Raw genomic sequence first — 24,230 nt, forward strand, 5'->3', positions numbered from 1 at the left:
TGCCAAAGAACAAAGAAATCAAAAAGATATGGATGTTTTCATGGCTTCTGTTGTGCATATGCCCAATAAGCGGCCGCACGCCGTCGGCTTTATGGTGCATTTGGCCGATGTTTTTTCAGCGGCGATTCCAGATAATCGTCTGCACAAGCCCCTAAAAAAACCAAGGAGACAAGCATGAACACCACCACCACCGCCACACTGTGGCCGGCGGCGTCCGTCCTGGACGGCGCCTACAGGAAGGCAAGCTGGCACCTGATACCGTTTATCTTCGTCTGCTACTTCTTCAACTACCTGGACCGCGTCAATGTCGGCTTCGCCAAACTGGAGATGCTCGATGCTCTCCAGTTGAGCAATACCGTCTACGGCCTGGGCGCCGGCATCTTCTTCATCGGCTACGTGCTCAGCGGCGTGCCCAGCAACCTGATCCTCCACAAGATCGGCGCCCGGCGCTGGATCGCGGTGATGATGGTGGCCTGGGGCAGCCTGTCGGCCTGCATGCTGTTCGTGCACAACCCGGTGTCGTTCTACGTGCTGCGCTTCTTCACCGGCGTGGCCGAGGCAGGCTTCTTCCCGGGCATGGTGCTGTACTTCACCCACTGGTTCCCGGCGCAGAAGCGCGGGCAGGTGATGGCGCTGTTCATGTCGGCGATACCGATTTCCGGCCTGGTCGGCGGCCCGCTGTCGGGCTGGATGCTGCAGCACTTTTCGGCCGGGCAGGCCGGCATGGCGGGCTGGCAGTGGCTGTTCCTGCTGCAAGGCTTGCCTACCGTGCTGCTGGGCGTGGGCGTGTACTTCTACCTGAACGACGGCATCGCGCAGGCCAAGTGGCTGAGCACCGAGGAAAAAGCCGCGATGCAGGCCGCGCTGGCCAGCGATGAAAAGCAGCGCCAGGCCAACAGCACTGTCGGCCAGGCGTTCTCGGATGTGGTGCGCAACGGCAACGTGTGGATGCTGGGCGTGCTGTACTTCTGCATCCAGATGGGCGTGTATGCGATCAACTTCTGGCTGCCGTCCATCATCAAGTCGCTGGGCTTCCAGAGCTCGGTCGCGGTGGGCTGGCTGAGCGCCATCCCTTATCTGTGCGCCGCCATCTTCATGGTCTGGGCCGGCCGCTCGGCCGACCGCCGCCGCGAACGCCGCTGGCACGTCAGCCTGCCGATGCTGATGGGCTTTACCGGCCTGATGATGGCTGCCAACTTCTCCAGCAATGTGGTGGTCGTGATGGTCGGCCTGAGCATGGCGACCATGGGCGCGCTGGCGGCGCTGGCGATGTTCTGGTCCTTGCCGTCGGCCTTCCTGGGCAGCGCGGCGGCGGCTGCCGGGCTGGCGCTGATCAACTCGCTGGGCCAGATCGCCGGCTTCGTCAGCCCCTTCCTGGTCGGTTGGATCAAGGACGCCACCCAGAGCACCGATACCGCCCTGTATATTTTGTCCAGCGTGCTGCTGCTTGGTGCGATACTGGTGCTGCGCGTACCCGCCAAGCTGGTCAACCGTTGATAGAGTTCTTCGATGAAAATAGTCATAGCGCCCGATTCGTTTAAGGAAAGCCTGACCGCCATGGCGGTCGCCAACGAAATCGAGGCCGGCTTCCGCGAGTTCTATCCCGATGCCGAGTACGTCAAGCTGCCGGTGGCCGACGGCGGCGAAGGCACGGTGCAGGCGATGATAGACGCCAGCGGCGGCCGCCGCGTGAACCTGTCGGTGTCCGGCCCGCTGGGCGAGCCGGTGGACGCGTTCTACGGCCTGATGGGCGACGGCGCGACGGCGGTGATCGAGATGGCCGCCGCCAGCGGCCTGGAGCTGGTGCCCACGGCGCTGCGCGACCCGCTGCGCACCAGCAGCTACGGCACGGGCCAGCTGATCCGCAACGCGCTGGACGCCGGCGCCCGCCGCTTCGTGCTGGGTGTGGGCGGCAGCGCCACCAACGACGGCGGCGCCGGCATGGTGCAGGCGCTGGGCGGACGGCTGCTCGATGCCGACGGCGTTGAGTTGCCGCCCGGCGGCGGCGCGCTGGACCGTTTGCAAGGCATCGACCTGTCCGGCCTGGACGGGCGCATCAAGGACTGCGTGTTCGACATCGCCTGCGATGTCAGCAATCCGCTGGTGGGGCCGCAGGGCGCGTCGCACATCTTCGGCCCGCAGAAGGGCGCCACGCCGGCCATGGTCGAGCAGCTGGACGCCAATCTGCGCCATTACGCCGGCGTCATCGAACGCGAGCTCGGCCAACAGGTGGCCAACGTGCCCGGCGCCGGCGCGGGCGGCGGCATCGGCGCGGCCATGCTGGTGTTCCTGGGCGGCAGCTTGCGTCCCGGTAGCGAGATCGTGACGGCGGCGGTCGGCCTTGACGCGGCCGTGGCCGACGCCGACCTGGTCATCACCGGCGAGGGCCGCATCGACAGCCAGACCATCCACGGCAAGACGCCGGTCGGCGTGGCCCGGGTGGCGCAGCGGCACGGCAAACCGGTGATCGCCATCGCCGGCTGCCTGGCGCCGGGCGCGGCCGTCGTGCACGGGCACGGCATAGCCGCCGTGTTCAGCGCGGTCAGCCGGCCGTGCACGGTCGAGCAGGCGCTGGCCGAGGCGGCGCAGAATGTGCGCAGTGCCGCGCGCAATGTGGCGGCCGTGCTCAGCCTGGGCGCGCGCCTGTAGCATCGGCGCTGGTTGCGCCGCTTCTGTGCTAGAGTTGTTCTCGTGTAAGTAAATGACCACGAGGATGAATGAAGTCCGCCGCACATCGCCCGCTACCATCGATACGAGCGCACATTTACACGCTGGTGTGGGCCTGCGCGCTGCCGGCCATCGTCGGCTTTGCGCTGCTGGCCAATAATTTCTACGAACGCGAACGCGACCAGATCCAGCTGGAATCGCTGATCACCGCGCGCGCGCTGATCCAGGCGGTGGACCGCGACCTCAACACCGGCATCACGATGGCGCTGGCGCTGGCCAATTCGCCCAGCCTCGACAACAACGACCTGGCGGCCTTCCACGCGCTGGCGAGCAAGGCCCTGCGGCCCGAGTTCCCGGGATTTAATTTCGTGCTCAGCGACCGCGACTCGGTGCAGCTGCTGAATACCGTGCGCCCCTTCGGCGCCCCCATGCCCGACCCCGGCAGCCTGGAACGGATCAGGAAAGTGTTCGACACCGGCCGCGCCGTGATTTCCGACGTCTTCATCGGCGGCGCCCTGAAGCGGCCGCTGGTGGCCGTGCATGTGCCGGTGCTGAGGAACGGCAAGGTGATCTACTGCCTGTCCGTGGGCTTCGTGCCGGAACGGCTGGGCATGGTGCTGCGCGAGCAGCGCCTGCCGACGGACCGCGTGGCCGGCATCTTCGATTCGCAAGGCGTGATCGTGGCGCGCACGCGCGAGCCGGAAAAATACGTCGGCAAGCGCGGCTCGCCGTCACTGCTGGCCAGGATGGGCAGCAGCGGCGAGGCGGCCATCGAAACGGACACGCTGGAAGGCACGGCGGTGTATTCGATGTACAGCCATTCCCGCATATCCGGTTGGGCGGTGGTGATCGGCGTACCGCGCAGCACCGTGCTGGCCGAGATGGTGGCATCGATACGCTGGATCACGCTGATCGTGGCCGGCCTGCTGGTCTTCGGCGTGGCGTCGGCCTGGTACTTCGCGCGCCGCATGGGCCATTCGGTCCAGGCGCTGTCCTATGCCGCCAGCGCCCTGGGCAAGGACACCGACCTGCGGCTGGACCGCGTGCGGCCGGTATTCCGCGAAGCCGACGACGCCATCCACACCTTGCAGGCGGTGGAGTCGGAACTGCAGCGCTACCGCCACCGCCTGGAAAGCGCGATCGAGGAACGCACCTTGCAGCTGCAATCGGCGCAGCGCGAGGCGAGCGACCGGGAGCTGCGCACCCGCACCGTGATGGATAACGTCGGCGACGGCATCATCGCCATCAACGCGGAAGGCGTGATCGAATCCTTCAACCGCGCCGCCTGCGGCATTTTCGGCTACACGCCGGAGGAGGCGATAGGCTCCAACATCATGCGGCTGATGCCGGAATCCATGCGCGGCGCCCACCACGCCGGCATGGCGCGCTACCTGGCGGGCGGCGCTCCCACGGTGGTCGGCAAGAACAACGTGGAGCTGCAAGGACTGCGCAAGGACGGCAGCACTTTCGTGCTGGAGCTGTCGATACGGGCGCTGTTCGTCGAAGGCCATCATCTGTTCGTCGGCATCGTGCGCGATGTCACGGAGCGCAAACGGGGAGAGCGGGAGCTGCGGCAGGCCATGGAGCAGGCGCAGATCGCCAGCGCCGCCAAGGATGTCTTCGTCGCCAATATGAGCCACGAACTGCGCACGCCGATGAACGCGGTGCTGGGCATGGCCCACCTGCTCAACACCACCGGGCTGTCGCCCGAGCAGGGCCGTTACCTGGAGATGATACGGGCGTCCGGGCAATCGCTGCTCGGCATCCTCAACGACATCCTCGATTTCTCCAAGATGAACGCCGGGAAGATCGAAATGCATCCGGTGCGCTTCCAGTTGGACGATGTGCTGCATTCGCTGGCCAGCATCATGAGCATCAGCGTCGGCGAGAAAAACCTGGAACTGTGCCTGGGCGTGGAGCTGGACGTGCCGCGCGCGCTGGTCGGCGACGCGTTGCGGCTGCAGCAGATCCTGGTCAACCTGACCGGCAACGCCATCAAGTTCACCGAACAGGGCGAAGTCTCGGTGCTGGTGGAGCGCGCGGCCGGCGAGGGCGCGGTGCTGTTGCGCTTCACCGTGCGCGACACCGGTATCGGCATGAGCGAAGAGCAGCTGGCGCGCCTGTTCTCGCCGTTCACCCAGGGCGACCTGTCCACCACGCGGCGCTTCGGCGGCACGGGCCTGGGCCTGACCATCTCCAAGGGCTTGATCGAGCTGCTGGGCGGCGCGATAGAAGTGAGCAGCACCGTGGGACTGGGCAGCGCCTTCTCCTTCACGCTGCCGATGAAGCTGGGCGATGGCGCCGGGGCGCCGAAGCCGGCCCACCGCCGCCACCTGCTGGTGGTGGACGACAATCCGACCAGCCGCTCCTACCTCGGCAAGACCATCCAGGCCTGGGGTTGGACCTGCGACATCGTCGCCACCGGGGCGGAGGCGCTGGCGCTGCTGCGCTCCGGCCGCGCCTACGACGCCGCGCTGGTCGACTGGCAGATGCCGGACATGGATGGACCGGCCACCATGCGCGCGGTGCAGCAGGAATCCGGCACGCCGGTGATCTGCATGGTCAACGCCTACGGCCGCAGCAAGCTGGTTCAGGACATGGAGGCCGTCGCCGCGCCGGTGTTCCTGACCAAGCCGGTGACGGCGTCCAGCCTGTACGACGCGGTGCAGACCGCATTGGCGCACCGCCATGGCGAGGCCGCCGCCGGTCCTGCCGCGCCGGGGCCGAAGGTGCTGTCCGGCGTGCGCGTGCTGCTGGTGGAGGATAATCCGATCAACCAGCAGGTGGCCAAGGGCATACTGGAGCAGGCGGGCGCCGTGGTGGCCGTGGGTGAAAACGGCGAGGAAGCGCTCAAGCTGCTGCGCGACGGCCTGCAATGCGACCTGGTGCTGATGGATGTGCAGATGCCGGTGATGGACGGCTTCACGGCGACGCGCGCGATACGCGGTGAGCTGCGCATGACGCTGCCGGTGATCGCCATGACGGCCGGCGTGATGGAATCGGAACGCGAACAATGCATCGCCGCCGGCATGGATGATTTCATCGGCAAGCCGGTCGACGTCGATCAGATGTTCGCCACCATCGCCAAGCATCTGCGCTGGGTGGCGGCCTAGAAGAAGGTGTTGATGGCGCGTTGCACGGTGTAGTCGTCGTCCACGGCCAGCAGCAGCGGCCACTTGTCGAAGGTGGTGCAGGGGTGCGAGATGCCGCAGCCTATCAGGTCGCCCACCGCCAACTCGCCAACGATGGCGTGACCTTCGGGCAGGCGCAGGTACGCGTGCTGGTCGTTCATCTTTTCGATGCGGCAGCCTTCTGGCAGCGCGGACGGCAGGCCGGCGCCGGGGCGGTGCGAAACCAGGGCGCGCGGCAGCTCCATGTCATAGGAGGCGTCGCGCTTGCCCATGCCGAGGATAGCCAACGTTGGCTCGGGCCGCGACAGCACCATGCTCCACACCTCCAGCGCCGGCCGCAGGCCTTGGCCGGGCGCGTAGCCCTCGCGTGCGTTCAGCTGTTCGATCAGGTCGTGATAGAAGCCGTGGTCGTTGGTCAGGTAGCAGCCGCTGCGCAGTACCGGCAGCACGGGGCGTGACAAATCCTGGACTTGCGCGAAGCCGCTGGCGACGAAATCGAAATACGCCGATCCGCCCGCGGTCAGCAGGATCTCGCTGCGCTTGAACAGACGCTCTGCATCGGCCTGGCGCAGCAGGTTGGACAGCTGCGCGACGAAATGGCGTACTTGCTCATGGTCCTTGTCGCGGTCGGGGCTGACCAGCAGGCCTTCGTAGCCCTCGATGCCTGCCAGCTCCAGGCCGGGCGCGGCGGCGATTTCACGCGCCAGCGCCAGTGCTTCCTCCATGCCGCGGCAACCGGCGCGCTTGCCGGCCAGGCCCAGTTCCACCAGCAGCGGCAAGGGCCGCTCGATGCCGGACTGCTGCGCCATTTGCGACAAGCGCGCAACGCCGGCGCTGGAATCGGCAAGCGCGAAAAATTCAAACGATGGATCGTCGCGCATCAGCGTCAGTACGGCGCCGATGTCGGCCGGCGCCACCAGCTGGTTCGCCAGCAGCACGCGCCGCACGCCGTAGCGGTGGGCGATTTGCGTCTGCGACACCGTCGCCAGCGTCATGCCCCAGGCGCCGTTGGACAGTTGGGCGTCGAACAGCTGCGGGCTCATGGTGGTCTTGCCGTGCGGGGCGAGTTGTACGCCGTAGCGTTCGCAGAAGCCGCGCATCCATTGCAGATTGTGCTCCAGCGCCGAGGATTTCAGCAGTGCGACCGGGAAGCTGGTGTCGGCGTTCAGTACGTTCCATCGCCGGGCGCCGATGTCGCCCTGGCGCAGCGGCGCGGTGATCGGCAAGCCTTTGACGCCGGGTTGCAGTAGTTGCTTGTCCAGTTCCATCATGGGGGCGGTGCGTGTCAAGTGGTGCTCCTGCGGTCAAAAGAGTGGAGTGCTGCGCCCAGCATCTGGAGGCGACCGCGGCGCAGCATGCCGTAGTTGTAGAAGCCGATATGGCGGATGCCCAGTTCCCACAGGCCTTGCAGCGCCTGCGGCAGCTGTGCGCCGTCGCCCAGGTCCGGCGGACCGGGACGCAGGATGGCGCGGATGCGGTCCGCTGCGCCGATGCGGCGGATACAGTCCCAGGCGTCGCTGCGGACGGCGGCGGCATCGGATTCGTAGAACGGAATCTCCAGCCAGTCCGCGACCCTGGACAGCGCGTGCAGGTCGCTGCCCTCCAGCCAGCTTTGGGCGGTAGGGCGCTGCACCGTCGCCACCACGGACAGCTGCACCTGCGGCGGCATGGCGGCGCGGATGGCGGCGACTAGTTGCGTGACGCGGTCCTGCCGCAGGCGGTTCAAGGCGGCCAGGGCGCGGTCTTCCAGCAGGTCGGCGCTCAGCCAGGCGGCTGCCTGCGCCGGCGTGGCGTCAACCGGCGCATCGAGATAGCTGTCGATGCTGCGTCGGACGCGCTGGCGCAGGCCGTCCATGTCGATGTCCACGGCCAGGCCTGCGGCCATGCAGGCATCGCAGAAGCACAGGCCGAGCATGGAGTCCAGCCACAGGTTGCTGCGCACTTGCGCGAACTCGTGATGGTAGCCGTGGGCGTAGGGCAGCCAGCCCGGCGTCTCGACCACCACGCTGGCGACGCCGCGCGCGGCCACGTCGGCGCTGAGCGCGACGGCGTAGTCGAACACCGGCTGCTGCATGGGACAAAGGCTGTACAGGTAGCCGTCGCCATAGGCGTTGCGGGCAGTGTATTGCGGATTTGCCGCGCCGAGGCGGCTGTTGTGCAGCAGTACAGTCCACGCGTGTACTGCGACGCCGCCGTTGGCGACCAGCTTGGGCAGCACTTCGCGCAGCGCCGGGTCGGAGTGGGCTTGCGGCTTGATGTCGCCGTAGCGCGCCATGTCCGGCTCGAAGTAGACCACGCCGTCTTCGGGGAAGACGACACGCGGCCCGCTGGACGCATGCGGGCGCAGGAATTTGCCGGCATGGTAGCTGACGGCGAGCGTCGCGCCGTTCATGCCCAGGCTGCGGGCCTGGTCTACAAAGCGGTCCACATCCGTGACGTCCCACGGATAACAATACAGCGAGGTGTTGTTTGGAGAATTCATGCGCGTCATTCTAGCCCAAGGCCGGGGATCGCGGCGCATCTTCAATCCTGCATTGAAGGTCTTTCAATAGCCGGGCCAATTCTCAATTGGCGTTCAGCGCGGGAGAATGGACCACTTCATCATCATCATCAGGGAATGAATTATGAAAAACAGCTCTACGCCGACGCCGCGGCGTCGCCAGTTCTTGACGCAGGCTGCCGGTGGTGCGGCCTTGCTGGCCGCCGGCCTGGCGCACAGTACTCCGGCTCCAACTACGGGTGCCGCTGCGCCCGGGGCGTTCTGGCCGAACGGTGCGCGACTCGTGATCTCGATCTCCATGCAGTTCGAAGCGGGCGGCCAGCCGGCCAAGGGCGCCGACAGCCCTTTCCCCAGGGTGGACTTCCCGGCCGGCGTGCCGTCGGACGTGGCGGCCAATACCTGGTTTGCCTACGGCTACCGCGAGGGCGTGCCGCGCATGCTGGACCTGTGGGACAAGCACGGCGTGAAGGTGACGTCGCACATGATAGGCGAGGCCGCGCGCCGGCATCCGGAGCTGGCGCGGGAAATCGTCAAGCGCGGGCATGAAGCGTCCGGCCACGGGCCGCGCTGGAGTTCGCAGTATGCGATGAACCGCAAGGACGAGCGGGCATTCCTCGTCGCCGGCCGCGAGATGGTGCGACAGGCGACGGGCGAGCAGACCGTCGGCTACAACTGCAACTGGCTGCGCCGTGGTCCCAATACCTTGTCGCTGTTGCAGGAGCTGGGCTTCCTCTACCATATCGATGACGTCAGCCGCGACGAGCCGTTTATCGAACAGGTGAATGGCCGCGATTTTGTCGTGGTGCCGTACACGCTGCGTAACAACGATATCCTGCTGATTGAGGGGCGAAATTATTCGCCGCAAGCCTTCCTGGCGCAGATCAAGGGCGAATTCGACCAGCTGTACGAAGAAGCCGGAACGCGCCGCCGCATGATGTCGATCAGCGCGCACGATCGCATCAGCGGCACGCCGCAGATGGTGCGGGTGTGGGATGAGTTCCTGACTTATGCCCGCAGCAAGGCCGGCGTGGCTTTCATGCGCAAGGACGATATCGCCCGCTACGCCCTGGGCAGCCCCTTGACGGTGCGGGAGGGCGAAACCATCTGATATATTGGGCGCTCCAATTCGTCGACAGGAGTTTGCATGCTCAATCGCCGCAGTTTTTTTCATGTTGCAGCCGGAGTCGCCGGCGGTTCGCTCATAGTGCCGCCAGCCCTGGCCGATTTGCCGCCCGCCGCCGAGGCGCTGCCGCAGAACGAAAGCTACTGGGCCAAGGTCGCCGCCCAGTACGACCCCGCACCGGATTTCATCAATCTGGAGCAGGGCTACTTCGGCATGATGGCGCGGCCGGTGGCTGAGGAGTACAAGCGCAATATCGACTACCTGAACGCGCACAGCTCGCGCTTCCTGCGCCAGGAGTTCGACAGCTCGGGCATCGAGGCGATACGCGCCCAGATTGCGATGGCGGTCGACGCGGATATCTCGGAGGTCGCCATCACGCGCGGCGCCACCGAATCGCTGCAGAACCTGATCGTCAACTACAAGCCGCTCAAGGCCGGCGATACGATCATGTATGCCGACCTCGATTACGACGCCACCCAGTATGCGATGAACGAGCTGGCGCTGCGGCGCGGCGCCGAGGTCGCCGTGGTGCGCATTCCCGAACCGCCCGGCCGCCAGGCCATCCTGGATGCGTACGCGCAAGCCATGCGGCGCCACCCGCGCACACGTTTGCTGCTGCTCACCCATATCAGCCACCGCACCGGCCTGACGCTGCCGGTGGCCGAGCTGACGCAGATGGCGCGCCAGCGCGGCATCGACGTCATCGCCGACGCGGCGCAGTCATGGGGGCAGACGGATTTCACGGTGGCCGATCTGAAGGCCGACTTCATCGGCTTCAACCTGCACAAGTGGCTGGGGGCGCCGCTGGGCGTGGGGTTTATGTACATCCGCAAGGCGCGGCTGGCGGACATCGCGGTGCATATGTCGGACCAGGATTATGCGGCCACCGACATCCGCGCGCGCGTGCATTCCGGCACGGTCAATACGGCCAACATCATGACGGTGCCTGCGGCGTTTCGCTTCCACGAGCAGATCGGCGTGGCGAACAAGTCGGCGCGGCTCAAATACCTGCGCAACTATTGGGTGGAACGGGTGCGCGGCGTCAAGGGCTTGCAGATACTGACGCCGGACGATCCATCCATGTACGGCGCCAGCACCTCCTTCCGTTTCGCCGGCAAGACCAGCAAGGAGGATAACCAGCGCCTGGCCCGGCGGCTGATGGATGAACACGGCATCTTCACCGTGTCGCGCAACGGGCCGATAGGCGGCAGCTGCGTGCGCGTGACGCCGGCCCTGTTCACGCCGCCGCGCCAGCTCGACCGGCTGGCGCAAGCCATCGAGGCGCTGGGCCGAAGCTGAGCGCGCGCGGCGGCCGGGTCAGGCGTCGGCCGCGCGCAGTGCCCGTCCGCCGCGTGCGCGGACGGTCTCCGCAGCGGCTTTGCCCGCGAGGAAGGCATGGTCCGAATTGTAGTATTCCCACTCGCTGTAGCGTCCGGCCAGCACGATGTCGTACTGCGTCAGCCAGGCGCGGATGGTCGCCACGCTGGGCGTCCGCGCGTGGTCGTACACCACGTAGGCGTAGGGCAGGTCAAGTTGGTTGGCCGCCAGCACGCGATCCTGCGGCGTCAGGAAGCCGGTGCGGACGCAGTCGGCCACGCAACGGTCGACCAGCGCATCGCCCTCGGCGGGCAGCGGCTTCGTCGGCGAGTATGAGATTTCGCAGGTGAAGCCGAAGCCGCCCGGCGGGTTGCAGTGCGGGCTGGCGTTCCCCTGCACGAAAATGCGGTGGAAGACGGTCTCCTCCGGATAGTAGATCCAGTGCTTGTTGGTCAGGCCAGGGCGGTCGACGCCAAGGTTGACGCAGCGCACCGATACGTGGCGCAGCCGCGCCGCCGCCTGGCGCACCTCGTCCGGCGCGGCGCTGCCGGCCAGCCGCACCAGCTCCGGCAGCGGCATGGTGCTGATCAGCTGTTCGTAGCATATCCGCCGGCCGTCGGCCAGCACCAGCGCGTGCTGCTGCGGCAGCAGTTCGACCACGTCGGCATCGAGCTCGACCTTGCCGCGGATATGCGGCAGGAAGCCGGTCATCATCGCCTGGAAGCCGCCGCGCAGCGGATAGCCGAAGCGCGCGTTGGGTCCCATCGGCCGCGGCACCGGCCGCAGCGCGCCGTCGATGATCTCGCCCAGGTCCGGCAACGGCACGCGCCCGCCGAGCCAAGAGGTCTCCATCTCGTTCAGCGGCACGGTCCATAGCTTGCGGTTGTAGGGGATGGCGAAATGGCGGGCGATGCCGGCGCCCCAGACGCGGTAGATGAACTCCTCGAAATTGGACGGCGGCGCCGCCGGCGCCGCGCAGGCCGCGCCGGCGACGTCGGCGGCGCCGTCGGCACAGCAGTCGTCGGGCGGCGGCGCGTCGTTCGCGGCCGCCCGACGACTGGTGCGCCGCGCCTCGAAGGCGCCGAGCAGGCACTCCTTGATCACGTCCGGCGGCAGGCCGTACAGCGCGCCCTGGAAGGGGTAGCGGGTGTAGACCTGCTTGCTGTAGATCCAGGCTTCGCGCATCTGCCAGTGCTGGTTGTCGCCCAACAGCGTGTCGTACAGCTTGAGCACGTAGGCGTCGTTGGAAAACATGATGTGGCCGGCGTGATCGAAGGTGAAGCCGCGGTCCTCGATCGAGCGGCACCAGCCGCCGACGCTGGCGTGCCGCTCCAGCAGCACCGTGTCGGCGCCGAGGTGGTAGGCGGCGGACAGGCCGGTCGGGCCGGCGCCGACGATCACGCAGCTGACCGGCGGCGACGGCCGCAGCGGGTTGACGCTGGCGCCGCACGGCGCCGCCGTGGCGGCCACGCTCATCCTGCCGCCGCCGCGCGGAGCGGCGTCCATCAGCGCGCGCATCCGGTCGGCGGTGGCGTGCCACGAGGTTAGGCCGACGATGTCGCGCATGCGCCGCGCCATGGCGGCGTGCTGCGCCGGCGTCTGCGCCAGCGCGTCGGCGCAGGCGGCGATGAAGCCGGCGTGGTCGCGGCCGATGGCCACGACGTCGCCGTAGGGCTGTTCGACGTCGCGTATCGCCGTGCTGACGATGGGCAGCTCGGCCGCCATGTATTCGAGCACCTTGGTCGGGCTGATGTAGCGGGTGGAGTCGTTCAGCGCGAACGGCAGCAGGCACACGTCCCAGCCGGCCAGGAAGTGCGGCAGGGCCTGGTAGGGCTGCATGCCAAGGTAGTGGATGTTGGCGCGCTGCGGCAGCGAGGCCGGATCGATCTTCAGCACCGGCCCGACGATCACCAGCTGCCACTGCGGCCGGGCGTCGGCCAGCGCCGCCAGCAGCCCGGCGTCGAAGCGTTCGTCGACCACGCCGTAGTAGCCCAGGCGCGGGCGGGGGATGTCGGCGTGCAGCGGGTGGCCGTTGCCGCGGTCGAGCGCCTGCTGGAAGTGCACCGCGTCGACGCTGCTGGGGAAGCAGTGGACGCTGGCGTGCCGCTGGCGCTTGGCCTCGTGCAGGCTGGGACCGCCGGTGAACACCAGGTCGGCGATCTTCAGCAGCGCCGTCTCGCGTTGCAGCAGCTGGCGCGGCGGGTTGTGGAAGGCGGACAGTTCGTCCATGCAGTCGTACACCACCAGGCTGGGGCGCAGCGCTTGCAGCAGCGGCAGCGCCATCGGTGTGTAGAACCACACGATCGGCGCCTCGCCGGCCGGCAGGTGCGCGGCCAGCAGCGGCTGCACCAGGCGGATCTGGTCGTCGTGGAAGCCGGGCGCCGCCAGCGGCGTGTGCGGCTGACATACGGTGACGTTGGGCGCGGGCGCCGATGTGCGCAGATGGCTGGCGCCGTCGTCGCGCATGGGCTCCTCGACGAACAGGATATGGTAGTGCTCGGCCAGCAGCGACATCAGATGCTGCGGGCGTTGATAGACGAAATCCCAGCGGAGGTGACTGAAAACGACGATGGTGGGCATGGCGGTCTCCTTTGTTGTTTGCGTTTGTTCGGCGCCGGCGCCGGCGGCGCCGCACAGGTGGTCGGTCAGCCGCACGGCCTGGCGCACGGCCGTCGCGTACGGCGCCACCAGCCGCCGCGCCAGCGGATCGGGGCCCTCGCGGTCGAGGTCCCACAGGCCGCTGCGATGCCAGTGGTCCGGCTGGTCCCAGTCCGGGCGGTCGACGGCCGGGTAGATGCAAACGCCGCGCAGGTCGGCGCCGTGCTGCGTCGCCAGCGCCGCCTGCGCGGCGACCTCGCGTATCCAGGCGCCGCGCCCGCTGCCGACATGGCTGGTTTCGGCCAGCAGCAGCGGCCGGCCGTAGCGCTGCCCCAGTTCGAGCAGCAGCCGGTGCAGGGGCATGCGGCGCGGCTCGCCCAGGTGCCACCACAGCCGCAGGTTGCTGCCGCTCTCCCACTGGTTGCTGTGGTAGTAGTTGGCGCCGACCAGGTCCAGGTAGGCGGGGGCGCCGCCCAGCTGCGGCTCGCTGCGCCCGCACAGCATGTCCCACGCCTCGAACTGCGAGGCGCGCCAGCCGGCCGCCTGCGCCGCCCAATCGGGCCGGTGCGCCGGCGCGGTCACGTGGATCAGCGGGTCGCAGGCCAGGAAGCGGGCGCCCGGCGTCACCTCGCGTACGGCGTCGCAGCCGGCGATTTGCGCGCGCACCAGCTGGCGCTTGCCGGCGCCGCCGGGATCCGGATGGTGCATGCCGCGGAAGCGGAACATATGGGTCGACAATCCCCAGCTGGTGAACGAAATCTCGTTGACCAGCGAATACACCGGCGCCGCGCCGGCGTAGCGCGCGAGGAACTCCGCCAGGGCGCGGCAATAGCGGGCGAAGCGCGGCACGAAATCCGGCCCGAACAGGTCGATGTCCGGCGGCCAGCCGTAGTGGAAGAATGTCCAGCTGATCTGCAGGCCCAGCTCTTGCGCGACGGCGGCGCGGCGGCCCACGCTGCGGAAGTCGTAGCGGCCGTCGCGCTCGCACAGGCGCCAGCCGGCCGACTCGCGCACCGTGCGGATGCCGAATTGCGCGAGCCGGCGGTAGTCGTCGCGCACGCGCCGCAGGTGGTCCGTGGCCCGGTTCATGTCCAGCGCGACGCCGGCGTGGTTGACATGGTCGGCGCCTTCGTAGCCGGCCTGCCAGTAGCTGGCGAACAGCGTTGCGGCGGAATTCATCGCGTTGCCTCCGTTGGAATTGAAGCGATCCCCGCCGTCGCTGGCGAAGCGCAAAAAAGTCCCGCCATGCTATCAACGATTTGGTTTCGCTTCAGTTCAATTCCGGATGGAATTGAACCGCCATCGCCATGGCAAGCTTGCTACCATAGCCGTGACATTTCGGTGCAGATGGAGCCGCCATATGAACAGGTTTGAATATCCGCGCCCGCAACTGGTGCGCGATGCATGGCAGTCCTTGAACGGCGCCTGGGAATTCGCCTACGACGACGAGCGCCGCTACAGCCAGCCCGGCGACCCGATCGACTGGGCGCGGACGATCGAGGTGCCGTTCGCGCCGGAGGCGGCCGCCAGCGGGCTGGGCGACCAGTCGTTCCACACGGTCTGCTGGTATCGCCGCAGGTTCGCACTGGCCGCGCGCGCGCCGCGCACCCGCTTGCACTTCGGCGCCGTCGACTACCGGGCGCGGGTCTGGGTCAACTGCATGCTGGTGGCGGAGCACGAGGGCGGGCATACGCCGTTTTCGGCCGACATCAGCGATGCGCTGCTGGACGGCCCGGAGCAGACCGTGGTGGTGCAGGCGGAGGACGATCCGGCCGACCTGGCCAAGCCGCGCGGCAAGCAGGACTGGCAGCTGGCGCCGCATTCGATCTGGTATCCCCGCACCACGGGCATCTGGCAAAGCGTGTGGCTGGAGCCGCTGCCGTCGACCTATATCGCCGCGTTGCGCTGGACCCCGGTGTTCGACGGCTTCGAGATCGGCTGCGAGGTGCTGGCCGGCGGCGACGTGCGCGGCGACCTTTCGGTCGAGGTCCGGGTGCTGCACGACGGCACGCTGCTGGCGGCCGACCGCTACCTGATGGTCGGACAGGAGGCCAACCGCAAGATCGTGCTGTCCGATCCCGGCATCGACGACTCGCGCAACGACCTGCTGTGGAGCCCGGAAAGCCCGACGCTGCTCGACGCCGAGCTGACGCTGTATTGCGGCGACCAGGTGATCGACCGCGTGCGCTCCTACACGGCGATGCGCTCGGTGGCGATCAACCGCGACCGCTTCATGCTCAATGGCCGGCCGTATCCGCTGCGACTGGTGCTGGACCAGGGCTACTGGCCGGACACGCTGATGACGGCGCCGTCCGACGAGGCGCTGCGGCGCGACGTCGAACTGGCCCGGCAGATGGGTTTCAACGGCGTGCGCAAGCACCAGAAGATCGAGGATCCGCGCTATCTGTACTGGGCCGACCGGCTCGGCCTGCTGGTGTGGGAAGAGATGCCGTCGGCCTACGCCTTCAGCGCCCGCGCCATCACGCGGCTGCTGAAGGAGTGGACCGAGGCGATCGAACGCGACTACAGCCATCCGTGCCTGATCGTGTGGGTGGCGTTCAACGAGTCGTGGGGCGTGCCGAATCTGACGGCGATGCAGGCGCACCGCAACGCCGTCGAGGCGCTGTACCACCTGACCCGCATGCTCGACTCGACCCGGCCGGTGATCGGCAACGACGGCTGGGAGGCGTCGGCCACCGACATCCTGGGCATCCACGACTACGAGGCCGATCCCGACCGGCTGCGGCAGCGCTACCAGGTCAACGATGAGGTGCGCACGCTGTTCGACCAGCGCCGTCCGGGCGGCCGCATCCTGACGCTGGACGGTTTCCCCCATCGCGGCCAGCCCATCGTGCTGACCGAATTCGGCGGCGTGGCCTACGATCCGGAGGCCGGCGAGCGCGCCACCTGGGGCTACGGGCGCGCGGCCGACGCCGCCTCGTTCATCGCGCATTATCGGGCCATGCTGAAGGCGGTGTCGGAGACCTCGATGTTCAGCGGCTTTTGCTATACCCAGTTCGCCGACACCTTCCAGGAAACCAACGGCCTGCTGCGGGCCGACCGCAGCCCCAAGGTTCCGCTGGAGCAGATCCATGCGGCCACCCGCAACGCCCCGCTGTGAGTTGCTCGCCGGCTGGCGGGCAGGATTAGTCCGACGGCGGGGCGGCGTCCGAGCCGATAGCCGCGGCGGTAACGGCTTCGGATAATCGTCACGACGGCACAAGGCCGTGTTTAAAAGGGGGATGCGATGAACGTGATACTGTGGATAGTCATAGGCGGCATACTGGGCTGGCTGGCCAGCCTGGTGATGAAGACCGACGCCCAGCAAGGGCTGGTGCTGAACGTGGTGGTGGGCGTGGTCGGCGCGCTGCTGAGCGGATGGTTGCTGGCGCCGATGCTCGGCACCGGCACCATCAACACGGAGGACTTCAGCGTCGAATCGCTGGCGGTTTCCTTTGTCGGCGCGCTGATCTTGCTGGCGATCGTCAACCTGTTGCAGCGGGGCCGGCTGCGTTAGGCCGGCACGGCGTTCCGCCGGCGCACCACGTAGCCGGCGCCGAGCGCCGCCAGCCACACGGGAATCAGGTAGACCGACAATTGCAGGTCCGGCGTCAGGTACATCACCGCCAGGATGCCGGCCAGGAAGGCCAGGCACAGGTAGTTGGTCAGCGGGTAGCCCAGGCTGCGGAACGCGGTAGCCTGGCCGTCGGCCTTCTTCTGTGCGCGGAAGCGCAGGTGGATCCAGCTGATCATGCCCCAGTTGATAATCAGCGCCGACACCACAAGGCCCATCAGGAAGCCAAAGGCTTTGCCGGGCATGAAGTAGTTGACGGCCACGCAGATGCCGGTCGCCAGCGCCGAAACGCCCAGCGCCGCCAGCGGCACGCCGCGCTGGTTCACCTTCAGCAGCAGTCGCGGCGCATTGCCTTGCTTGGCCAGGCCGTACAGCATGCGGGTATTGGAATAGACGCCGCTGTTGTAAACGGACAGCGCCGCCGTCAGCACCACGGCGTTGAGCGCGTGCGCCACCAGGTTGCTGTTCAAGGCGTGGAAGATCAGCACGAAGGGGCTGCCGCCGGTGACGACTTTCTGCCACGGGTACAGCGACAACAGGATGCCCAGCGCGCCGATGTAGAAGATCAGGATGCGGTAGATGGCCTGGTTGGTGGCCTTGGGGATGGTGCGCGACGGGTCGTCCGCCTCGGCGGCGGTGATGCCGATCAGTTCCAGTCCGCCGAAGGAGAACATGATGACGGCCATGGCCATCACCAGTCCGCCGATCCCGTTCGGGAAGAAGCCGCCGTGCTGCCACAGGTTGGCCACGGTGGCTTGCGGGCCGGCGTCGCCGGAGATCAGCAGGTAGGCGCCGAAGACGATCATGCCGACGATGGCGACCACCTTGATGATGGCGAACCAGAACTCCATTTCGCCGAAGGCCTTGACGTTGGAAAGGCTGATGGCGTTGATGATGACGAAGAAGGCCAGCGCCGACACCCAGGTCGGTATCGCCGGCCACCAGTACTGGACATAGATGCCGACCGCGGACAGCTCGGCCATGCTGACCAGTACATACAGCACCCAGTAATTCCAGCCCGACATGAAGCCGGCCAGGTGGCCGCAGTATTTGTCGGCGAAGTAGCTGAACGAACCGGCGACCGGCTCGTCGACCACCATCTCGCCCAACTGGCGCATGATGAAGAAGGCGATCAGCCCGGCCACGCCGTAGCCGAGCAGCACGGACGGCCCGGCCATCTGGATGGTCTGCGCAATGCCGAGGAACAGGCCGGTGCCGATGGCTCCGCCCAGCGCGATCAGCTGGATGTGCCGGCTCTTCAGGCCTCGCTTGAGTTCATTCTTCCCATCTGCCATCTGGTCCCCTGAGTGGTAAGCAAAGAGGACGATTCTAATGCAAAAGACCGCCGGTGGAATAGAAAATCAGGATGCGCCGGAGATGGCTCAATCCACGTGCCGCGGCAGCGGCTTGAATTGGTACTCGTCGCGGGCGTACTGGTGGCCGCGCTTCACGGTCAGCACCACGCTGCGCACGTTGGCGATGTCCTGCAACGGGTCGCGCTTGAGGAACGCCATGTTGGCGTACTTGCCCACTTCCAGCGTGCCGAACTCGCGCTGCCTGCCCAGCGCCATGGCGGCGTTGGCGGTGGCGGCGCGTATCGCCTGCTGCGGCGTCAAGCCTGCGTAGTTCACCAGTTTTTCCAGTTCGCCGTCCAGCGCAGGCCAGGGATCGTCGCCGGTGTTGTCGGTGTCGGTGCCGGCTATGATGCGGACGCCGGCGGCATGCATGGCGCGCGTGATATCGCCCGCCAGGTCGATGTGGCAGTGCGGGCCGTCGGCCTTGTAGACGCTCAGCGTGGCGTCCATGATGGTGCCGGACTTGGCGAGCGCCGCGATGTAGCGTTTGATGCCGGGATCGTCCGCCGTCAGGCCGGCGTAGGACGGTTCGCCGCCGTGGCCATAGGCCGTTTTGCCCGATTCGCGAACGTAGCGGGCGATCATGCAGGCGTGCGAGACGGCGGTGGCGCCCAGCGAGTCGTACGGCGTGGCGGGGTAGACCTGCAGGTGCGTCCAGACGGGGAAGTGCTGGCTGTTCGATTCCGCGATCAGCTTGCGCACCAGGGTGCCGGGCAGGTTGGCGTAGATCTTCATGCCGGTGGCGCCGGTGCCGCGCGCCTGCGCTACCGCCAGCGGCAGCCTGGTATGTTCGTCGACGGCGTACAGCCAGGGCACCTGGCCCGGCTGGGTGCCCAGGGCGGCAGCCACGGTGCGCGGATCCTTGAAGAAGCTGGGGCCTGCGACCAGCGAAGCATAGAAGATATCCGGCGACGGAATCTGGTTCAGAAGCGCGGCGCGGGACAGGCCGGCCAGTTCGCGGACATCGCCCGCCATGTCGCGCACCCCGGTGACGCCGCCGTACAGGCTGCGTTTCAGCTCCGCTTCGGCGTAGGGGCGGTCGGGATTGGTGGCGTAGTGGACGTGGGAGTCGATCAGGCCTGGCAGGGCGTACAGGCCGGCGACATCGACGATGCGTGTCTTCTCGCCGCTGTCGGCGGGCAGTTGGCCGGTCGGCACAATGGCCTCGATGCGGTCGTCGTTGACCACGATGCTCATGCCGGCGCGCGGAGCCGCATCGGTGCCGTCGATCAGCGTGACGTCCCTGTAGATCACGCGGCCGGATGCTTTGCCCGCCATCTTGTTCAGGTGATCCTGCTGCGTATCCGCTTCGCCCGCCTGCGCGTGCTGCGCGACGCCGCTCAATGCCGTCATGGCGACGATCGCCAGTGTTCTTTTCATCTTGTCCCCGTAAGTCCCGGTCTTACCGGCGCGGCGCGTAGGCCATGCATTCGACTTCCACTTCGCCGCCCAGGGCGAGGCCGTTGACGCCCATCGCGCTGCGCGCGGGCAGGCGCTGCGGCTTGAAGTAAGTGACGTACACCTTGTTGAAGTCCTCCCACTTGGCCATGTCGGCCATCATGATGGTGCACTTGACCACATCGTCCATGCCGAGGTTCACGCCCTTGAGGATGGTGGCGATGTTGTCCATGGCCTGGCGCGACTGGGCTTCGAAGCCTTTGACCAGGCCGGCCGGGCCGGTGCCCAGCTGGCCGGACACGAACACATAGTCGCCGGCCCGTACCGCCAGCGAGAACGGCCGCCCAGGTTCGTTGCCCTTGTTGTAGTAGTCGATGGCCGAGGCGCCGCCGGCGGCAAACAAGGCAAGCAGGCAGGCGAACTTCTTCAGGTATGCACGTGTCAAGGCTTTCTCCAGGTGAATGATGCCGCTATTGTCCTCGTTGTTTTTGTTCAGCCTCCATGTCGCGGTGCGCCTGCTGGCGCATCTGCGCGCGACGTCTTTCGGCTTCCTCGATCTGCGTGATCTGCCGCTCCAGCAAGGCGATGGTGTCCTGCAGGTCTTTAATCTGTTTGCTTAACAGCAGGCGGGCCTGCGGGTCTGGCTCCTCCATAAGCTGCTTTTGAAGCAGCGCGACTTTCTTGCGCAAGCCCTTGATCGACTTCAGGATCATGCTGATCTGGTCCTGAGCGTTGACGCTTAACTCCATCCTGCGCGCGCTGCCCGATAAAACGCTCGATACCATGAGTATTCTCCTGATTGACTTTTTGTACATGGTAGTCGAATTTCCCGTCTACTGCCAGCCATTCAGGCAGGGAGGTATCAGGAGCAGCAGCGCCAACACCGCGTAGGCCAGCTGCAAGGGGATCATCCACCTGGCCCAGGTGATCCACGGAATACGGGCCAGCGCCAGCACGCCGACCGTGATGCCCGACGTCGGTATCATGGGGGTAGTGAATTCTCCGAACTGATAAGCCAGTACCGCGGTCTGGCGGGAGATGCCCACCAGGTCCGCCAGCGGCGCCATGACGGGCATGGTCAGCGCGGCCTGGCCGCTGCCGGAGTGGATGAAGAAGTTAATCACGCTCTGCATGACGAACATTTTCTGGGCTGCGAACACCGGACTGGCCGACGACACCAGCGGCATCAGCGCATGCAGCATGGTGTCGATGATGTGGGCGTCCCGCGCCAGTATCATGGCGCCGCGCGCCAATGCGATCACCAGCGCCGTTCCCACAAGGTCGCGCGCGCCATGGATGAACGCCTCGGTCAACTGGTCCGAATCCAGGCGTCCCGCCAGTCCGACCAGGATGGACATCCCCAGGAACAGCGCCGCGATCTCTTCGATGAACCAGCCATAGCGCACCACGCCCAGCACCATCACGGCCAGCGTGGCGGCGAAGATCCACAGCACGGCCTTGTGTCGGCCGCTCATGCGGAGGGCGCGCTCCGCCTCCGTCGTCGGCGCCAGCTCGCGGCGCTTTTGCAGGTCGAGCTGGTAGGTCGGGCTTTTCGCCGGTTCAGCCTTGATCCTGGCCGCGTACCACATCAGAAATGCGATGGTGACGCCGGTGGCGATCGCCCATGCCAGCAGGCGATAAGCCATGCCCGAGAAGATCGGCACCCCGGCGATGCCCTGCGCGATGCCGACATTGAAAGGATTGAGAAACGCCGCCGCGAAACCGACCTGCGAGCCGACGAACGGAATGGCCACGCCGACGATGGAGTCGTAGCCCAGCGCCAGCGCCAGCGGGACGAAGATCAGGATGAACGGGATCGCCTCCTCGTTCATGCCGAAGGTCGCACCGCCCAGCGAGAACAATGTCACAAACATCGGTATCAGCGCCGCCCTGACCACGGGCGAGCGGGCGTGAGCCCGCGCGATGGACTCGATCAGGGCATCGATCGCCGCAGTCTTCTGCAGAACGGCGAAGGCGCCGCCGACGATCAATACGAAGCCGATGATCAGCGCCGCTTCGGTGAATCCCTTGATCGGGGCCATCAACAACTGCGTCAAGCCTTGCGGCCTGCCGGGTACCAGATGGAAGCTGGACGCGTCGACCAGCTGCCTGCCGTCGACAGTGTGCGTGTTGTATTGGCCTCCCGGCACCAGCCAGGTCGCGGCGGCGATCAGCACCAGGATTGCCGATAGCAGGACGAAGGTGTGCGGTAGTTTGAGTTTCATCGTCACAGGCTCAGTAGGGTTCCGGCGCGGAAGGCCGTCCGGCCGGCGACTTTGCCGACATTCATGCCGCGCAGGACGTGGCGGTGCACGCTGCGGCCGAAGAACACCCCGGCGACGGTGCAGCGCAATTCGGTCGTGTCGCCGGTGATCGGGTCGATCAGATCCGCCACCACGACGCCTGCTTCGAGATGCGCGCCCAAGGGCTGCCGGTAGACCAGTATGCCGGCATGCGGCGCCAGGATGGGTTCCACGGCTTCGAGCGGGGTCGGCGCGCAGAGCGGCGGCGGCAGCGGCGCCTCCTTCAGGTGCGGGCAGTCGATGACGCCGTTCAGCGCAAGGAAGCGCAGCAATGCCTCGGCGTCGGATTGTGCCAACTCGTGGTCGACGTCCATCTCGCCCCGCAATTCGACGGTGGCCGCAATGCAGGCCGGCGGGATCGGATAGCGCTCGCCGAAATGCGCCGCCAGATCCCACCAAAGCCGGCTGCACGCCTCGTCGAACGGCTCGCCGCCGGCGGCCATCGCCAGCAGCGTCGCGCGGGCGCCGAGCAGGGAGGCCAGCGGAGCGACGGCGCCGGCCAGCGGCGTGCCCGTGTAGACGTGCATGACCGCCTCGTTGTCGCAATGCAGATCGAGCACGATGTCGGCGTCGATCGCCAGTTGCAGCAGCGTCTTCTTCAGGCTCTCGCTGTCGTTGGCCGGCAGCCAGCCGGCCAGGGCGGCGGCCGCGTGCCGGCGGATGACGCGCACATTTTCCTGGGCGTCCCGGCCCAGTTGGCCCTCCAGTGTCAGCTTCAGGTCGTCCGCCACGTGCTTGCAGGCGCGGTTGAAATTGGCGCCGGTGGCGAGGTCGAAGCGGCCGAAGGGAATCCCGTGGATGGCCTGCGACAGGCCGATCGGATTGGCGGCGGGGACCAGCACCACCTCGCCGCGCAGCTTGCCGTCGTCCTCCAGGGTTTTCAGCCGCCGGCGCAAGTGCTGCGCCACCAGCATTCCCGGTACTTCGTCGGCGTGCAATGAAGCCTGGATGTAAGCGCGCTTACATCCAGCGATACCGAAGTGGAAGCTGTGAAGCTCGAAGGTAGCGCTGCTGTAAGGCGCGGATATGGCGTGTGTTTGCACTCTCATGGCGATGGTGCGCCCCGTTGCGGGGCGGGTTGTTGGATTGCGTTCGATTATGTATCGCAATTTTCACAAAGTAAATAAATGTAAGCCAATTTACAAAAACTTGTTGAATTTTGGGTTCGCCGTTGCTACAGTTGCCTGAAAATAGGATTCCAAATTTTCCGAAAATGTAAGTATGCTTACGATCTTTCGGAAAAAGGAGACATGCATGACGAACAGGAAATCAGCAAATAAAACGGTGGTGGCGCGGAGTTCATCGGCGGATGTCGCTTTTGCGCAGTCTCCGATAGGCCATGTGCTGTCCGGGGTGCTGGCCGAAGGGTCGGCATCGAACCGCAGCATCGCCGATTTCGTGCTGCGCAATCCTATGCGGGTGACGGCGCTGAAGATCGACGAGATGGCCGAGGGCTGCCAGGTGTCGACGGCCACCATCAGCCGCTTTGCGCGCGATATCGGCTTCGTCAACTACGGCGCCATGCGCAGCGCGGTGGCCGAGACGCTGCATTCGGAGATGCAGCCGGTGGATAAGCTGCGCCACACGATAGAGAACCGCGAGGGCTCCGCCTGGCCCGGAGACCAGAGCATGGAGTATGCACTGGCGAACATCGCGGCGACGCGCAATGCGCAGTCGCAGGCGGAGATGGGGCTGGTGGTGCAAAAGCTGAGCCGGGCGCGCACCGTGTATGTGCTGGGTTTCGGCCTGTCGTCTCATCTGGCCGGTCTGCTGTCGCTGCACCTGCAGCCGTTTTGCTCGCATGTGGTGGAGGCGGCCGGGCAGGGCGGCACCGAGGTGGCCGCGGGCCATCTGGCCAACATCGGCGCCAATGACGTGCTGGTGGTGATCTCCTTCCCGCGCTATGCGCTGGACGTGATACGCCTGGCGCAGTATGCGCGCGATCACAAGGCTTGCGTGATTTCGATCACCGACGCGCCGGCGTCGCCGCTGGTGGAGGTTTCGGAGTATGTGCTGTACGCGAACAGCGGCCATGCCGTGCTGCCTAGCAGCGCGACGGCGGCGGTCGCGGTGATCGAGGCGCTGGCGGTGTCGCTGATGGTCTCGAACAAGGACAACGTAGAAAAAGCCGCGCGCTTGACGGAGGCGATATCCGCCTACCTGTATGGCCCTGCGAGCAGCAAGAACACCAGGAACGCCGGCCGCGCCGGTACTACAAAGGTGAAGAAGCGCACCGCGAAAAGCGGGGCCACATAACCGCATCA

The 24,230-nt window shown here is 66.6% G+C and carries 17 protein-coding genes; 8 read left to right on the top strand and 9 right to left on the bottom strand.

All coding sequences use genetic code 11. From position 1 onward, the window contains the following. The first annotated feature begins 174 nt into the window (after positions 1-174). The 3 genes from DUGA2_RS13555 to DUGA2_RS13565 all read left to right on the top strand — a co-directional run bounded on the left by DUGA2_RS13555 (position 175) and on the right by DUGA2_RS13565 (position 5,780). Positions 175-1,497, top strand: a complete 1,323-nt coding sequence (locus DUGA2_RS13555; protein WP_070269775.1) for an MFS transporter — start codon at positions 175-177, stop codon at positions 1,495-1,497. 12 nt (positions 1,498-1,509) lie between these two features. Beyond that, on the top strand, positions 1,510-2,649 hold the full coding sequence (locus tag DUGA2_RS13560) for a glycerate kinase (RefSeq protein ID WP_070269776.1): 1,140 nt from the start codon (positions 1,510-1,512) through the stop codon (positions 2,647-2,649). Between the two features lie 68 nt (positions 2,650-2,717). Beyond that, positions 2,718-5,780, top strand: a complete 3,063-nt coding sequence (locus tag DUGA2_RS13565) for a response regulator (protein WP_070269777.1) — start codon at positions 2,718-2,720, stop codon at positions 5,778-5,780. Here the strand turns inward: DUGA2_RS13565 and DUGA2_RS13570 are convergent. Further along, positions 5,777-7,087, bottom strand: coding sequence for an amino acid deaminase (locus DUGA2_RS13570; protein WP_083296315.1), 1,311 nt, complete (start codon positions 7,085-7,087; stop codon positions 5,777-5,779). The two genes, DUGA2_RS13565 and DUGA2_RS13570, sit on opposite strands and share 4 nt — an antisense overlap. Next, entirely contained in the window at positions 7,084-8,280 is a 1,197-nt protein-coding gene (locus tag DUGA2_RS13575) for a hypothetical protein (protein ID WP_229214685.1), read from the bottom strand. Before DUGA2_RS13575 ends, DUGA2_RS13570 begins: the two co-directional genes overlap by 4 nt. 142 nt (positions 8,281-8,422) lie before the next feature. Here DUGA2_RS13575 and DUGA2_RS13580 point away from each other — a divergent pair, with 142 nt between their 5' ends. Together DUGA2_RS13580 and DUGA2_RS13585 are read left to right on the top strand one after the other, a co-directional pair. After that, entirely contained in the window at positions 8,423-9,406 is a 984-nt protein-coding gene (locus DUGA2_RS13580) for a polysaccharide deacetylase family protein (RefSeq protein WP_070269780.1), read from the top strand. A gap of 36 nt (positions 9,407-9,442) precedes the next feature. Further along, entirely contained in the window at positions 9,443-10,720 is a 1,278-nt protein-coding gene (locus DUGA2_RS13585; protein WP_070269781.1) for an aminotransferase class V-fold PLP-dependent enzyme, read from the top strand. 18 nt (positions 10,721-10,738) lie between these two features. Here DUGA2_RS13585 and DUGA2_RS13590 read toward each other — a convergent pair whose 3' ends face one another. Next, positions 10,739-14,515, bottom strand: coding sequence for an NAD(P)-binding protein (locus DUGA2_RS13590; protein ID WP_070269837.1), 3,777 nt, complete (start codon positions 14,513-14,515; stop codon positions 10,739-10,741). A 181-nt stretch (positions 14,516-14,696) separates the two neighbouring features. On the opposite strand from DUGA2_RS13590, the gene DUGA2_RS13595 reads away from it, so the two are divergent. Then, entirely contained in the window at positions 14,697-16,457 is a 1,761-nt protein-coding gene (locus tag DUGA2_RS13595) for a glycoside hydrolase family 2 protein (protein WP_083296316.1), read from the top strand. A 126-nt stretch (positions 16,458-16,583) separates the two neighbouring features. Continuing rightward, positions 16,584-16,853, top strand: coding sequence for a GlsB/YeaQ/YmgE family stress response membrane protein (locus tag DUGA2_RS13600; protein WP_070269783.1), 270 nt, complete (start codon positions 16,584-16,586; stop codon positions 16,851-16,853). On the opposite strand, the gene DUGA2_RS13605 is transcribed toward DUGA2_RS13600, so the two are convergent. The 6 genes from DUGA2_RS13605 to DUGA2_RS13630 form a co-directional block, all read right to left on the bottom strand. Further along, positions 16,850-18,205: an amino acid permease gene (locus tag DUGA2_RS13605; protein ID WP_070269784.1), complete on the bottom strand. Its 1,356-nt coding sequence runs from the start codon at positions 18,203-18,205 to the stop codon at positions 16,850-16,852. The genes DUGA2_RS13600 and DUGA2_RS13605 overlap by 4 nt on opposite strands. A gap of 87 nt (positions 18,206-18,292) precedes the next feature. Continuing rightward, on the bottom strand, positions 18,293-19,645 hold the full coding sequence (locus DUGA2_RS13610; RefSeq protein WP_070269785.1) for an amidohydrolase family protein: 1,353 nt from the start codon (positions 19,643-19,645) through the stop codon (positions 18,293-18,295). Positions 19,646-19,667: 22 nt separating this feature from the next. Then, positions 19,668-20,108: a RidA family protein gene (locus DUGA2_RS13615; protein ID WP_083296317.1), complete on the bottom strand. Its 441-nt coding sequence runs from the start codon at positions 20,106-20,108 to the stop codon at positions 19,668-19,670. 25 nt (positions 20,109-20,133) lie between these two features. Continuing rightward, positions 20,134-20,448, bottom strand: a complete 315-nt coding sequence (locus DUGA2_RS13620) for a hypothetical protein (RefSeq protein WP_141753265.1) — start codon at positions 20,446-20,448, stop codon at positions 20,134-20,136. 48 nt (positions 20,449-20,496) lie between these two features. After that, positions 20,497-21,888: a YfcC family protein gene (locus DUGA2_RS13625; RefSeq protein WP_070269787.1), complete on the bottom strand. Its 1,392-nt coding sequence runs from the start codon at positions 21,886-21,888 to the stop codon at positions 20,497-20,499. Between the two features lie 2 nt (positions 21,889-21,890). Continuing rightward, complete coding sequence (locus DUGA2_RS13630) at positions 21,891-22,880, bottom strand: succinylglutamate desuccinylase/aspartoacylase family protein (protein WP_373994835.1); 990 nt, start codon at positions 22,878-22,880, stop codon at positions 21,891-21,893. A gap of 340 nt (positions 22,881-23,220) precedes the next feature. Between DUGA2_RS13630 and DUGA2_RS13635 the strand changes: the two genes are divergently transcribed. Beyond that, complete coding sequence (locus DUGA2_RS13635; protein ID WP_070269789.1) at positions 23,221-24,222, top strand: MurR/RpiR family transcriptional regulator; 1,002 nt, start codon at positions 23,221-23,223, stop codon at positions 24,220-24,222. The last annotated feature ends 8 nt before the right edge of the window (positions 24,223-24,230 follow it).

The organism is Duganella sp. HH101, assembly GCF_001758795.1.
In the GTDB taxonomy this organism is placed as follows: Bacteria; Pseudomonadota; Gammaproteobacteria; order Burkholderiales; family Burkholderiaceae_D; genus Rugamonas; species Rugamonas rivuli.

Bases quoted from the DNA above. Each gene is read 5' to 3' on its own strand.
- DUGA2_RS13555 (WP_070269775.1), top strand. From the start codon at position 175: ATGAACACCACCACCACCGCCACACTGTGGCCGGCGGCGTCCGTCCTG.
- DUGA2_RS13560 (WP_070269776.1), top strand. From the start codon at position 1,510: ATGAAAATAGTCATAGCGCCCGATTCGTTTAAGGAAAGCCTGACCGCC.
- DUGA2_RS13565 (WP_070269777.1), top strand. From the start codon at position 2,718: ATGAAGTCCGCCGCACATCGCCCGCTACCATCGATACGAGCGCACATT.
- DUGA2_RS13575 (WP_229214685.1), bottom strand. From the start codon at position 8,280: ATGAATTCTCCAAACAACACCTCGCTGTATTGTTATCCGTGGGACGTC.
- DUGA2_RS13580 (WP_070269780.1), top strand. From the start codon at position 8,423: ATGAAAAACAGCTCTACGCCGACGCCGCGGCGTCGCCAGTTCTTGACG.
- DUGA2_RS13585 (WP_070269781.1), top strand. From the start codon at position 9,443: ATGCTCAATCGCCGCAGTTTTTTTCATGTTGCAGCCGGAGTCGCCGGC.
- DUGA2_RS13590 (WP_070269837.1), bottom strand. From the start codon at position 14,515: ATGAATTCCGCCGCAACGCTGTTCGCCAGCTACTGGCAGGCCGGCTAC.
- DUGA2_RS13595 (WP_083296316.1), top strand. From the start codon at position 14,697: ATGAACAGGTTTGAATATCCGCGCCCGCAACTGGTGCGCGATGCATGG.
- DUGA2_RS13600 (WP_070269783.1), top strand. From the start codon at position 16,584: ATGAACGTGATACTGTGGATAGTCATAGGCGGCATACTGGGCTGGCTG.
- DUGA2_RS13605 (WP_070269784.1), bottom strand. From the start codon at position 18,205: ATGGCAGATGGGAAGAATGAACTCAAGCGAGGCCTGAAGAGCCGGCAC.
- DUGA2_RS13610 (WP_070269785.1), bottom strand. From the start codon at position 19,645: ATGAAAAGAACACTGGCGATCGTCGCCATGACGGCATTGAGCGGCGTC.
- DUGA2_RS13620 (WP_141753265.1), bottom strand. From the start codon at position 20,448: ATGGTATCGAGCGTTTTATCGGGCAGCGCGCGCAGGATGGAGTTAAGC.
- DUGA2_RS13625 (WP_070269787.1), bottom strand. From the start codon at position 21,888: ATGAAACTCAAACTACCGCACACCTTCGTCCTGCTATCGGCAATCCTG.
- DUGA2_RS13630 (WP_373994835.1), bottom strand. From the start codon at position 22,880: ATGCTGGTGGCGCAGCACTTGCGCCGGCGGCTGAAAACCCTGGAGGAC.
- DUGA2_RS13635 (WP_070269789.1), top strand. From the start codon at position 23,221: ATGACGAACAGGAAATCAGCAAATAAAACGGTGGTGGCGCGGAGTTCA.